We start from the raw sequence: 13,789 nt of genomic DNA, 5'->3' as shown, positions 1-13,789 counted from the left end.
AGTATTTAATTTATCCATTTAAAGTCGATGGAATATTCAGAAAATATAGGGTGATTTTGTAGAAGTGTTGTATGTCTTAATTTACTTAACAAAAAAAGATCATGCAATTTGCATGATCTTTTTAGATGACCCGTACGGGATTCGAACCCGTGTTACCGCCGTGAAAGGGCGGTGTCTTAACCACTTGACCAACGGGCCGTTAAATTAAATATAGCGGCGGAGGGGATCGAACCCCCGACCTCACGGGTATGAACCGTACGCTCTAGCCAGCTGAGCTACACCGCCATGTCGTCGTATTTAACGGACAATTAGTATCTTACATCAGATATGTTTTAAAGTCAACACATCTCAAAAACTTTTTTAAAATATATTCTCTCACATAAAAAAGTACCCGAGTAATTACTCTGGGTACCTCTCTATATGCTAAGAATTAAACGGACTTATTATCCGCGACGTGCGCCACGGCCACCACGTTTAGATTCTGTGTTACGCTTTAAAGAAGTTAAACGATCTTCACTATCTTTTAAAAAGCGTGCCATCTTTTGCTCAAATGTTTCTTTTGGAGCTCGGTCGTTACCGCCACCGCGGTTATCTCTGTTGAAAGAACGATTATTACGTTGTGGACGTCCAGAACGTTGTTGATCACCACCGCGTTGTTGGTATTCACCACGTGGACGATCTCCTTCTGTTTTTTCGCGTTCTTTCGCTTTTTTAATAGATAGACCAATCTTTCCATCTTTTTCAACATTAATAACTTTTACTTCTACTTGGTCGCCCACTTTTAAGTGATCGTTAATATCTTTCACATAATTATCAGCAACTTCACTAATATGAACAAGACCCGTTAAGCCTTCTGGCAGCTCCACAAAAGCGCCAAAATTTGTAATACCTGTTACTTTACCCTGTAACTTGCTGCCTACCTCGATTGACATAAAAAAAATGCTCCTCCTTAGTGGTTAAAAAGTCAAATTTTACTTTATTATATATAATCCTAAAATATAGTGTCAATAAGACATACTCTACTTAGAAACAGGAAAAATTATCTCCCCTTTTCCGGAGAAGAAATAATCCCTTCTAGCAATCTTTAAAACGTACTCTTCATCATTTAACTTTTGAACTTCGTCTTTTAGACTTTTTTCCTTTTTCGTTAATGAATCCAGTTCTTTTTTCATGTCCTTAACTTTTGCCTCTTTTGCTTTAATGGAACTGTTTTGTTGATAAAACGTTACACTAATACTCGCAATAATTGTAAAAGCAAAGACAAGAAAAACCGCTAAACGGCGATAAAGTCGCTTCCTGTTCTCATCCGTTTGTATTATATGTTCTTTAACAGGATTTGGACTCTGTTTTTCGATTGTTCTTTGTCTCAGTTCCCTCATTTCCGAGGTCCCCCTAACTTCTTTTTTATACGCTCCCATAATTGGAAGGTATGTCCCTTCAACTTTGCTATATATTGCAGGAACCCTACATGCTTCGTTATAAAAAGTTTAACACGATTAGGGAGAAGTTTCCATATGAGTGAAGCAATAAATCGAACAGGCCAGAAAAAAACTTTCCACATGAAAAGTAATATCCAAATCGCCATTTTCCATAACACACGTCCAATTGAAAGCAGTACACGAAATAAGAATAATATAAATGCAATAAATAGCTGCGCTATAATAATAACAGGTTTTATCATGAGTAGCTGTATAATTCGAACAAAAAATTGTATTGTTTGCACAAAAATATGGATGAGAAAATTTAACATCTTCATGTATAATGCTTTCAATAAACTTTGATATGCCGCAAAACCGCATAATAATGCCAAAAATACATATATACGTAATTCAGCTTCATTCACGAGCAGTAATACATAAAAAACGAATAAGGCTTGGACAATCCAAAATAGTATATCATGTATAAATACAAGCCAACGTTTACGCTCTTGGCGTTTTAAGAATCGTTGATACGTATCTAAAGATGCACCAATCCAAGCACCCATTCCAATCATTGAAAGCATTGTATACAACTGAATTGTTAGGCTCATTTAAACAACTTACTAAAGAAACCTTTAGTTTTCTCCCCTTGGTTCTCATCAATATACAGCATCTCATGAATTTTCCCTTTAATCGATACAACACCCTTTTCTACATCTAAATTCTTCATCTGTAAATTTTGACCACGAATTGTTAAAAAACCCATTACAGTCTCCAGTAAAAACTCTTCGCTATCAAAACTCTCCACTTGCTTTACACCGGTAATATCGATTACACGCCTGCCACGCATGATAATATCATGCTCTACAGAAACATTTTGTTGATTAGAAGACATAGGTGAGTAACCATTATTCACGAAAATCCCCCCATAGCTTTATACTAGCTAATAGTAATGTATGAAGGGGTGGCCCATTTTAGAACAAGCCTTCTTCCGCTTTTACTTTTTCTTCGCGAACTATACTATACATGTTCGCTGCATCTTCTTTTTTAGTCGTTTCTTTCAATTCATTTACTTTCACAGTTACTATTTTTTGACCAAAACGAATTGTTAATTCATCATCTACCTTTACATCTGAACTCGCTTTTGCCACTTGACCATTAATGGATATTCTTCCTTGATCAGATACTTCTTTTGCTAATGTTCTTCTTTTAATTAAACGTGACACTTTCAAAAACTTATCTAAACGCATATCAAGTCCCCCTATTAACGCTCTGTTTGTTTGGCCTCTTCCCATAAAACATCTAACTGTTCTAATGATAAATCTTGCATTTCTTTATTCATTTCTGCTACTTTTGCTTCCATGTATAAAAAACGACCGGTAAATTTCTCATTAGTTGAATGCAACGCTTCTTCTGGATCTATTTTATAATGACGAGCTATATTAACAAATGCAAATAATAAATCACCAAATTCACCTAGCATCTTTTCCTCATCCATGTTTACAACTTCTTGCTGGAATTCTTGCCATTCTTCTAAGGCTTTCTCTATCATCGGCTGCACATCAACCCAATCAAATCCAACCTTTCCAGCTTTCTTCTGAATTTCATAAGCACGCATTAGCTGCGGTAAGCTTTTTGGAATACCCGTTAAAACAGATTCTTTCACGAATCCCTTTTCTTGTTTTTTAATCTCTTCCCAATTCGCAATTACTTCATCAGCATTATTTACATCCGTATTCCCAAACACATGTGGGTGACGACGAACCATTTTCTCAGATAAAGTTCGGATAATATCGTCTATAGAGAACCAACCTTCATCCTCTCCAATTTGGGCATGAAGCATAACTTGTAATAATATATCACCCAGTTCTTCTACTAAATGATCATCATCCTCTTCATCAATGGCTTCTAGCACCTCATATGCTTCTTCAATTAAGTATTTCTTTAAAGATTGATGAGTTTGCTTTTTATCCCACGGGCAACCATTCGGTCCACGAAGATCAGCAATAATTGCTCTAAGCACATCAAACTGCTGATACAAGGATGCACGTTCCTTAACTGGTGGTACATATACACTCGTTAAATTATTTAATTCTGTTTCATGATCTAACATGTATAATGGCACTTTTTTTACTTGCTCAAATGAAGTTCCTGCAGCTGTTACGATATACACTTCGTAATCATCTGGCAACATCTCCATTAACGGTAGTTTCACATCTGAAGCAACAAACGCATCATACACTTGGCAAAAGATTAAATGTTGACGTAACTCTAATTGCCCTCTTTCAAATGATGTAGCATCAATTAATTGAAATCCTTCAATCGGATCAATTTTTAGGCTCGCAAACATCGGATCAAGGAAACTTTGTCCACCTTCAAGTCGCACTTCAATATTTGCTACCTCTCCTTTTTCCAAAAGTAGCTGAACTGTTCTTTCTGCTACAAGCGGATGACCAGGAACCGCATAAATAATTTCTGTACCTTTAGCTTGTTCTAACAACGTATTCGCGATTGTTTCATATACGATTTCAAATGTATCATGCGCTTCGTATACATCGTCAAAAGCTGTATATTTTATGCCTTCTTTCTCCAATTCTTCTATAACTGGGTGTTCCTTCGTTCTAACAAACATATGGTCCGCTTCTTTTATCTTTCGATATACACCCATCGTTAACTGATCTAACTCACCAGCACCTAATCCTAAAATAGTAATAATTCCACTCACAACCAGTCACCTCTATCCACTCTTCTTCAATGAACCTTCTTTTTTCTCTTGTTTCATAACGGTTCCTAATTCTTCTTTTGTAAATACACGTAATTTTAAAATTAAAAACATATATGCTAATCCGCCGATAGCTACACCTAACAGCGCTTCAAGCGTCGCAATTCCTCTATGTCCTGTATCAATTACTAATCCAGACATTCGCAACACACGCATAAAGATTATTAATACAAACCCCATACCAATGCCACTAATAACTACACCTAACATATTCCGCTTATCAATAAGCGGATCTGATACAGCTCGCATAAGTAAAACACTATTTAGCAAGGCAATTACAATAAGCGCAACTAAAGTTGCAATTGCAGCTCCCTTTACACCAAAATACGGCATTAATATATAGTTTAAAGCTAGCTTCAAACAACCTCCAAATACAACGAATATTGCTGGTTTTAATGTTTGTCCCAACCCTTGCAAAATAGAAGCAGTTGTAATTGACAATGAACTAAATAAAATAGATAAAGATAAAATCGATAACACATCTGATCCATCACTATTTTCAAACAACATAATATTTGTAGGTTGAATAATACAAGTTAATCCAATAGCAGCTGCAAATCCAATAACGAATGTTATTTTCATTGCTAACTTTACCTTTTCTTGAATAAAGGAAAAATCTCCTCTTTCTTTCGCCGCTGTAATAATAGGTATAAGTGACAATGAGAAAGAAGTTGTCACAACAGTACCCAATTGCATAAGCGGGATACTTCTATCATAAACGCCTTTTAGTACCTTTGCATTTTCAACTTGCTCCCCCGCGCGAATAAGCAAGGTATAAAAGGAAATAGAATCCGCCATTTGTATAAAAATAAGGACTAAATTACTAACACAAATCGCCAATCCCTGCCAAAAAAGGATTCTAATAATCCTTTTTTTATCTCCAACTCTCTTCCAACTTTTAAAGAAAATAGACCGGAAATCATGACGCATATAAAGTAAAAGTACGATAATCCCAATAAGCCCACCTGCAATTGAACCTAACATAGCACCCGCACCAACTGTATATAAATCAAATCCATGAGCAATAAGGAATAGTGATAAAAACACAATAATAGAAACACGAATCGTTTGTTCAATTACTTGCGAAACAGCCGTCGGCATCATATTATTGAATCCTTGAAAATATCCTCTCGCTACAGATAAAAATGGCATTAGTAGGAATGAAAACGAAATAACACGTAATAATTTATCCAAATGTATATCGCCCATAGCCGATGCAATTGTTTCGGCACCGAAGAACAATGTGAAAAAACCCACAAATCCAATTCCTAATAAAAACCAAAAAGATACACAAATAATTTCTTCTGCTTCTTTTTGTTTTCCTTGTTCTAATCTTTCTGCGACCATTTTTGAAATAATAATGGGAAACCCATAAGTAGCTAAAATTAAACAAAATCCATAAAACGGATAAATTTGTTGGTAAATATAAAAACCAATATCACCCGCTATATTTTGATATGGAATACGGTAAAAAGCGCTTAATACTTTCGTAACAAAACTTGCGATTGTTAATATAATAGCCCCACGCCAAAAGGCTTGATACTTCTTCGCTTCCATACAAGAAAACTCCTTTTTCTATTCTCACCCCTCGTATTATATCATAAAGAAAAGAACAGGCTCCCTGCCTCCACGAGTAATAATACGTTCGTGCAACATTGAAAATGTTCAACGAAAAAAGGTAGCAAAGCGCTACCTTCGTTCAATATACTTATATCTCCAAATAGTTAATTTCTCAAATAGAAATATCATAATTAGGAAAGATTGCTACTTATAGAAATTACACTTCACTACTGCTCCATTTGTTTCGCTAAAAAGCTTGCAGCTGTATTTACTGACTTATGCTCTACTTCACTTATAATGGCCTCTTTAGAGAAGATAACAACAGCTCCAATTGGATCCCCATTCGCAACAATCGGGCCAATTGTATAGGAGCTCACTTTTTCTGTTACTCCATCAATAATTGAAATTTCGCTTTCATCTGTCATAATTACAGACTTACGCTCTTCCATTGTCTTCTCGATTAAATCGCCAACACTTTTATTTAAGTATTCTTTTTTAGATATGCCTGCTACTGCGATAATAGAATCACGATCACATACAAGCACATTATGTCCTAAGCTATCGTATAAAGCTTCCGTATATTCTTTTGCAAAATTACCCAGCTCACTAATTGGAGAATATTTTTTCAAAATCACTTCTCCATCGCGATCAACAAATATTTCTAGTGGGTCTCCTTCTCGAATACGTAAAGTTCTACGAATTTCCTTCGGGATTACTACCCTGCCTAAATCATCAATTCGACGTACGATTCCAGTTGCTTTCATTCTAATGCTGCCTCACTTTCTACTGATGATCAAAAGTGGTGAATTTACCTGTTCATGTAAAAATCACCAACTGTTAAACATAGTATTTTACACATTAGTTCTTCTATGCACGTCGAATTGTATTTTTTATCTTAAATTAGGCATTTATTACTTCTTTTTTTACATCTGGTAAGCCTTTTAATAAATTTTCAGCAATTGTTAACCATTTCGATGTCTCTAATCCATTCGTTTTCATAACAATTTTCAATTGTGACCCTTCCATACCAAGACCAATCATACGACCAAAACTATTCCCTAGCATAAATAATTTCCCACCATCGATATTTTGGCTTGCTTGTTCAGAAAACAGGAACGTTACTTCAAATTTATTTTGCTTAATTAACTCAATTTGTTCTTTCATTGCTAACACTTTAATATTTGCGATTTGTAATAAATAACCAACTTCTTGTGGATAATCACCAAATCTATCTATCATCTCTTCCTGCAGCTCTTCAATATCCTCAATTGCAGAAACACCTCTAAATTGTTTATACATCATAATTTTTTGTTTACTATCTGAAATATAAGCATCCGGTAAATATGCATCTACTTCTAAATCAATTTCAACATTAACTATATTTTCAACTCCGTCTGTTCCCCTGCGCTGTTCAATTGCATCTTTTAGCATTTGAGAATATAGATCAAATCCGACAGAATCAATAAATCCATGTTGTTCTGCTCCTAACAAGTTACCTGCACCACGAATTGATAAATCTCTCATCGCAATTTTGAAACCAGATCCAAGCTCTGTAAACTCTTTAATTGCCTGCAGACGCCTCTCTGCAACTTCCGATAACACTTTATCGCGTTTGTATGCAAAGTATGCATACGCGACGCGATTAGAACGTCCAACACGACCACGAAGCTGATACAACTGTGATAATCCCATACGATCTGCATCAAATACAATTAATGTATTTACATTCGGAATATCTACACCCGTCTCAATAATTGTTGTACTTACAAGAACATCATGCTGCCCCTCTAAAAACGATAGCATAACAGACTCTAATTCACCTTCATTCATTTTCCCGTGTGCGTATGTTACACGAGCGTCTGGAACTAACATCGAAATTTCATCTGCTTTTCTTTCAATATCCTCCACACGGTTATATAAGAAGTAAATTTGACCTCCTCTTGCAAGCTCTCGCTCTATCGCTTCTCGCATTAATGCTGGATTATACTCCACTACATATGTTTGTACTGGGAACCTATTCTCTGGCGGTGTCTCAATTACAGATAAATCACGCACACCAAGCATAGACATATGAAGTGTACGTGGAATCGGAGTTGCCGTTAACGTTAAAACGTCAACATTTGCTTTCAATTGTTTAATTTTTTCTTTATGCGTAACACCGAATCTTTGTTCCTCATCAATAATAAGAAGTCCTAAATCTTTATAAGTAACATCTTTGGATAAAATACGATGTGTTCCGATTACAATATCTACCGTTCCATCTTTTAAACCCTTAATCGTTTCATTTTGTTGTTTCCGCGTACGGAATCTACTTAGCAACCCTATATTAATCGGGTAATCTTGAAAACGCTCTCGAATTGTTTCATAGTGTTGTTGTGCAAGAATGGTTGTCGGTACTAAAATCGCAACTTGTTTTTCATCCATAATTGCTTTAAATGCCGCACGAATGGCTACTTCAGTCTTTCCATACCCTACGTCACCACAAAGAAGCCTATCCATCGGACGTCCACGTTCCATATCTTTCTTAATTTCGTCAATAGAACGTAATTGATCCTCTGTCTCTTGATATGGGAAAGAAGATTCAAATTCTTGTTGTTCTGCCGTATCTGGTGTATATGCATAACCTTTTGAAGCTTCGCGCTCGGCATACAATTTAATTAGGTCATCTGCAATGTCTTGTACAGATTTTTCAACTTTCGTTTTAACCTTCTTCCAATCATTACCGCCTAATTTATAAACTTTCGGATCCTTACCTTCAGATCCTACATATTTTTGCACTTGATCAATTTGTTCAATCGGAACATATAACTTATCATTACCTTGATATTTAATATTTAAATAATCTTTATGAACACCATTAATCTCTAATGTCTCAATACCTAAAAATTTACCTATACCATGATTTACATGAACTACATAGTCTCCAACTTTTAATTCCGAATAACTTTTAATACGTTCAGCGTTAGATAACTTTTGCTTACGTTGTGATTTTTTAACCTTCTTATGAAAAAGCTCCTTTTCAGTAATAACAACAAGCTTTTGCATCGGCATTTCAAACCCTGCATGTAAATCACCCACAGCAATTTGTAACCTTCCAGGCAATAAAATATCTGTCGCCTCTACAATGTCTGCCTCAATATCATAATCACTTAAAATATGTTGTAGTTTTTTTACACGTTCATCATCTGTTCCGAGCACAACGGTCGTAAAATGCCCTTCATTCCATCTATCAATTTCAGTTTTTAACAACTGCATCTGTCCGTGGAAATCTTGCATTGTTTTACATGTCACATTCACAATATTTTGTGGATGTGTATGTGCTATATGGCGCAAGAATAACGTTAAATATACAAAACTTCTTTTTTTATGATGAAGAAACTCCTCAAATGAGTGGGAGAAAGATAAGTCCTGAATAATTGTTCCTTCACCAAGAAGTGATATATACCATTCCGCTTCTTCTGTTTCGAGATGTGATGCCGTTTCTTGAATACGGGAAATTTCATCTAAAATCACAACACCATCTTCTGGTAAATAATCTATCAGACTAGCAGGTTCTTTATAGAAAATAGATAAATATTTAAACATTTGTTCTATACTTTGCCCGTTTTTCAACATCTCAATTTCATGACTTACCGTCTCAAGTACTGTAGTCTTTAATTTATCATCGGAAAGCTTTTGCATCGTCTTAGTCAAACCTTCTTCAAGATGCTTAATTCCCAATTTCAATTCTTCCTGTGAAAATAAAAACTCTGTTGCTGGACCGAACTTAACACTTTCCTTTTTATCTTGAGAGCGCTGTTCATCCACATCAAACAATCGAATAGAATCGACTTCTGTATCGAAGAATTCAATACGAAATGGTAATTCTTCCGTTAATGGGTAAATATCTAATATTCCCCCGCGTAAACTGAACTCTCCTGGAGCTTCTACCATTGACTTACGCTCGTAGCCAATATGATGTAAAGTATGCAAAAGTGCATCTAAATCAATCTCTTGCCCTAGATTGATTTCAATTTGCCTTTGCTTCCATAATTCTTTTATTGGTAAAAATCTACGTAGTCCTGCAACTGGCGCTACAATAATCCCATTCTCTCCCGCCGCCAAGCGATTTAACACTTCAATACGCTGCGCCTTCAATTCTGGACTTGCAACACCGATTTCCGATGCTATCAATTCATTTACGGGATATAACCACACATCTTTTTCACCAAGTAAAGCCACTAAATCTTCATGTACTTTTTGTGCTTGGTATAAATTATGCGTCACAATTAGTTGCGATTTTTTTGTTTTTTTATATAAAGCTGCCATTAATAATGAACGAGAAGATGTTGCCATACCCGATATAAGTTGCTCTTTCAACCCATCTTCTAGCCCATTAATAACCGATTGTATCTCTTCATTTTTATAAAACTGCTCTAATAAACCTATCATTATCAAAACTCCTCTCAACATAAAGAGCAAGTTACTATATTTTATGCAAATATTTTGGAAAAAGAAAACAGAAAAATGCTTTGGACATGCCAAAGCGACAACATTTTATTGCAGAAATTTTTCATATTCATAATACTCAGGATAAGATGCGAGCGTTTCTTGACACGATTCACAAATCGTTTTTATATATATATTTCCATTCTCATGAAAATGAATCATATCCACTACTTCTTGCTCTGTTAGTTGAAGCAAAACGTCGCTATATACTTTTTCTACGGTAACGGAGCCTACATTACTCTCGCAATGTCTGCAGTAATAATACCCTTCCATACTAGCCTCCTAAATATCCAGTTACTACTAGTATGGGTTAAAGCAAAATAAAATATTCCAGATTATACGCTTAACTATTAAAAGTATTCATGATTTGGAGAAATGGTTTATTTAACCACTCTTCACATGCATCTGCTGTCTTTTCAATGGATTGATTGACACCAGGAAGTTCTTCAGACGTAAAACGTCCTAATACATAATCCACTACTTTCATCCCATTTTTCGGGCGATCGATTCCCATGCGGATGCGTTGAAATTCTTGTGTTCCTAAATGTGAAATTGTTGATTTCACACCATTATGTCCACCTGCACTTCCTTTCATGCGAAGGCGTAATTTACCTACAGGAATATCTAAATCATCGTACATGACGATGAAGTCCTCGACATCAATTTTATAATAATCCATGAGTGGACGGATACTTTCCCCAGATAAATTCATATATGTAAGTGGCTTTAATAAGATTACCTTTTCCCCATTAACAAAGCCTGCACCAAATAGCCCTTTGAATTTTTGTTCATTCAAAGAAATATTCCAACGCTTGGCAAGTTCATCAATCGCCATAAACCCAATATTATGCCTTGTTAATTCATATTCTCTACCTGGGTTCCCAAGTCCTACTATTAATTTCATTCTTTGTACCACTACTTTCTTTTTTCGATACGAAAAGACGTAACCAATCTTGGTTACGTCTCATTCTATCCAATTAATTGAATAATACACTTACTGATTCTTCTTCGTATACACGAATGATTGCTTCTCCGATTAATGGAGCAACTGAAAGTTCATGTACTTTATCAATTTTCTTTTCTTCTGGTAATACGATAGAGTTCGTTACAACTAACTCTTTAATATTCGAATTTTGAATACGCTCAATTGCCGGGCCAGATAATACTGGGTGTGTACAGCAAGCATATACTTCAGAAGCACCGTTCTCAACAAGAGCGTTTGCCGCTAATGTAATTGTACCAGCTGTATCAATGATGTCATCAATTAAAATTGCTGTTTTGCCTTCGATGTTACCGATAATGTTCATTACTTCCGATACATTCGGACGAGGACGACGCTTATCAATAATAGCGATTGGCGCTTTTAGGCGATCTGCCATTTTTCTAGCACGAGTTACGCCACCGTGATCAGGAGATACGATTACGATATCTTTAAGACCTTTTGTTTCAAAGTAATCTGAAAGAATCGGTACACCCATTAAGTGGTCGATTGGGATATCAAAGAATCCTTGAATTTGTGGAGCATGTAAATCTAGAGTGATTACACGAGTTGCACCTGCTGTTTCAAGCAAGTTTGCTACAAGTTTCGATGTAATTGGTTCACGAGAACGCGCTTTACGGTCTTGACGCGCATAACCATAGTAAGGAATAACAATATTAATTGTTTTTGCAGATGCACGTTTTAATGCATCAATCATAATAAGTAATTCCATGATATGTTCGTTTACTGGGAAGCTTGTAGATTGAATAATGAATACATCGCAACCACGAATACTTTCTTCAATGTTAATTTGAACTTCTCCATCACTAAAACGATCAACAGAACATTTTCCTAGTCCTACTCCAATATGCTTTGCGATTTGCTCAGCAAGTTCCTTATTAGAGTTTAAAGAGAATACTTTCAAATTAGAATTTAGATATTGAGTCGACATCTAGATTAACCCTCCACATTATGATTTTTTCTTATTCAGCAATTGATCAACATAGTCTTCTTTGTTAACTTGACGTGCACGTGCTACCGATAATGCTTTTGATGGAACATTCTCTGTAATTGTAGAGCCTGCTGCCACATAAGCACCATCTTCAACTGTTACAGGAGCAACAAGATTTGAATTACATCCAATAAATACCCCGTTACCAATCACAGTTTTAAATTTATTCTTTCCGTCGTAGTTCACCGTAATTGAACCACAACCAAGATTCACGTCTTCTCCAATTTGTGCATCCCCGATATAACTTAAGTGTGAAGCTTTACTTCTATTACCAAAAACAGTTTTTTTGATTTCTACGAAGTTTCCAACGCGCACTTCATCTCCAATAACTGAATCTGGGCGAATATGTGCAAATGGGCCAACTGATACTTCTGTACCAAGTTTGCTGTCATGTACAGTAGATTGACGAATTACCGTACGCTCTCCAATTTCACTGTCGCGAATTACTGTATGTGGTCCAATTTCACAATCAGAACCAATTACAGTGTTACCCTCAATAATTGTTCCTGGGTGAAGAACTGTATCACTGCCAATAATCGCATCAGCAGAAATGTATGTGTTACTTGGATCAATAATTGTAACACCATTTACCATGTTCTTTCGGTTAATACGGTTTTTCATAATAATTTCCGCTTGCGATAGAGCGACTCTGTCGTTAACACCTAACGTTTCATCGAAGTGCTCTGTTTGATAAGCTGATACAATATGACCTTCATTTTTTAAAATTTCAATAACGTCCGGAAGGTAATATTCGCCCTGTACATTATCATTTGAAACTTTAGAAAGTGAAGCAAATAGAGCTTTATTATCAAAACAATACGTACCCGTATTGATTTCTTTAATAGCTAATTCTTTTTCATTTGCATCCTTATGCTCAACAATCTTTTCAACATGACCATTCTCATTACGAACGATACGGCCATATCCAGCAGGCTCTTCTATGTACGCTGTTAGTACCGTTGCCATTGCTCCCGCTTCCTCGTGTTGCTGAAGCAATGCTTCCATCGTTTCAGCAGTTATTAGAGGTGTATCACCACAAATAACTAAAGTTGTTCCTTCTTCATTTGCAAGTACATTTGCAGCTTGATCGACAGCATGTGCTGTACCAAGTTGTTCTGCTTGTAATGCAAACTCACTTACGTTTCCTAGCTGTTCTTGTACCATTTCAGCACCATGTCCAACGACTGTTACAAGTTTCTGCATCCCTAATTGGGATACTTGATCGACTACATGTTGTACCATTGGTTTTCCACATACAGGATGTAGCACTTTGTATAGCTTGGACTTCATACGTGTGCCTTTACCCGCAGCTAGAATCACTGCAAATCTGTTTGACATATAGACCCTCCATCGCAACCTATTTATCCATTAACGATATTATCCTAAATCATCATATATTTCAAGAAACACATTATAACTATTAAATTTTACCATAATTCTTATACGATGTTTTACTCTTTAGTATCTTTTTTAAGAAATAAGCTATACTATTTAAAATGATTTTGAAAAAATTAGAAGTTTTTCTCTTCATTTTAATAAATTTCGAATTT

The 13,789-nt window shown here is 35.7% G+C and carries 13 protein-coding genes and 2 tRNA genes; all 15 read right to left on the bottom strand.

The annotated features are described in order from the left end of the window. Nucleotides 1–126: 126 nt before the first annotated feature. Nucleotides 127–198, bottom strand: a tRNA-Glu gene (locus BAU23_RS17330). 13 nt (nt 199–211) lie between these two features. Beyond that, nucleotides 212–285, bottom strand: a tRNA-Met gene (locus BAU23_RS17325). A 158-nt stretch (nt 286–443) separates the two neighbouring features. Then, complete coding sequence (locus tag BAU23_RS17320; RefSeq protein ID WP_000021449.1) at nt 444–932, bottom strand: S1 domain-containing RNA-binding protein; 489 nt, start codon at nt 930–932, stop codon at nt 444–446. A gap of 87 nt (nt 933–1,019) precedes the next feature. Next, nucleotides 1,020–1,379 carry a cell division protein DivIC gene (gene divIC / locus BAU23_RS17315; RefSeq protein WP_001208735.1) on the bottom strand — a complete coding sequence of 120 codons (360 nt, stop codon included), beginning with the start codon at nt 1,377–1,379 and terminating at the stop codon, nt 1,020–1,022. Then, nucleotides 1,376–2,029, bottom strand: a complete 654-nt coding sequence (gene yabQ, locus BAU23_RS17310) for a spore cortex biosynthesis protein YabQ (RefSeq protein ID WP_000059774.1) — start codon at nt 2,027–2,029, stop codon at nt 1,376–1,378. Before yabQ ends, divIC begins: the two co-directional genes overlap by 4 nt. After that, a complete protein-coding gene (yabP, locus tag BAU23_RS17305; protein WP_001059100.1) occupies nt 2,026–2,334 on the bottom strand; it encodes a sporulation protein YabP in 309 nt (102 codons plus the stop codon). Before yabP ends, yabQ begins: the two co-directional genes overlap by 4 nt. A gap of 58 nt (nt 2,335–2,392) precedes the next feature. After that, on the bottom strand, nt 2,393–2,668 hold the full coding sequence (locus tag BAU23_RS17300) for an RNA-binding S4 domain-containing protein (RefSeq protein ID WP_001234880.1): 276 nt from the start codon (nt 2,666–2,668) through the stop codon (nt 2,393–2,395). 14 nt (nt 2,669–2,682) lie between these two features. Beyond that, a complete protein-coding gene (yabN, locus tag BAU23_RS17295) occupies nt 2,683–4,143 on the bottom strand; it encodes a bifunctional methyltransferase/pyrophosphohydrolase YabN (protein WP_000014249.1) in 1,461 nt (486 codons plus the stop codon). A gap of 12 nt (nt 4,144–4,155) precedes the next feature. Further along, a complete protein-coding gene (locus BAU23_RS17290; RefSeq protein ID WP_000387572.1) occupies nt 4,156–5,757 on the bottom strand; it encodes a putative polysaccharide biosynthesis protein in 1,602 nt (533 codons plus the stop codon). A 230-nt stretch (nt 5,758–5,987) separates the two neighbouring features. Beyond that, a complete protein-coding gene (spoVT, locus tag BAU23_RS17285) occupies nt 5,988–6,524 on the bottom strand; it encodes a stage V sporulation protein T (protein WP_000648311.1) in 537 nt (178 codons plus the stop codon). 136 nt (nt 6,525–6,660) lie between these two features. Further along, nucleotides 6,661–10,191, bottom strand: a complete 3,531-nt coding sequence (gene mfd, locus BAU23_RS17280; RefSeq protein WP_000579692.1) for a transcription-repair coupling factor — start codon at nt 10,189–10,191, stop codon at nt 6,661–6,663. 105 nt (nt 10,192–10,296) lie between these two features. After that, nucleotides 10,297–10,521 carry an anti-sigma-F factor Fin gene (locus tag BAU23_RS17275; protein ID WP_000399437.1) on the bottom strand — a complete coding sequence of 75 codons (225 nt, stop codon included), beginning with the start codon at nt 10,519–10,521 and terminating at the stop codon, nt 10,297–10,299. Nucleotides 10,522–10,591: 70 nt separating this feature from the next. After that, nucleotides 10,592–11,152: an aminoacyl-tRNA hydrolase gene (pth, locus tag BAU23_RS17270; RefSeq protein ID WP_000767700.1), complete on the bottom strand. Its 561-nt coding sequence runs from the start codon at nt 11,150–11,152 to the stop codon at nt 10,592–10,594. A 73-nt stretch (nt 11,153–11,225) separates the two neighbouring features. After that, the gene (locus tag BAU23_RS17265) at nt 11,226–12,179 is read right to left on the bottom strand and encodes a ribose-phosphate diphosphokinase (RefSeq protein ID WP_000107420.1); all 954 of its coding nucleotides are present in this window, start codon (nt 12,177–12,179) and stop codon (nt 11,226–11,228) included. 18 nt (nt 12,180–12,197) lie between these two features. Next, nucleotides 12,198–13,577: a bifunctional UDP-N-acetylglucosamine diphosphorylase/glucosamine-1-phosphate N-acetyltransferase GlmU gene (gene glmU / locus BAU23_RS17260; protein ID WP_000071044.1), complete on the bottom strand. Its 1,380-nt coding sequence runs from the start codon at nt 13,575–13,577 to the stop codon at nt 12,198–12,200. Between the last annotated feature and the right edge of the window lie 212 nt (nt 13,578–13,789).

Source organism: Bacillus nitratireducens, assembly GCF_001884135.1.
Classification (GTDB): Bacteria; Bacillota; Bacilli; order Bacillales; family Bacillaceae_G; genus Bacillus_A; species Bacillus_A nitratireducens.
Note: the sequence above shows the minus strand (reverse complement) of the source record. Positions and strands in the feature narration are given on the sequence as shown.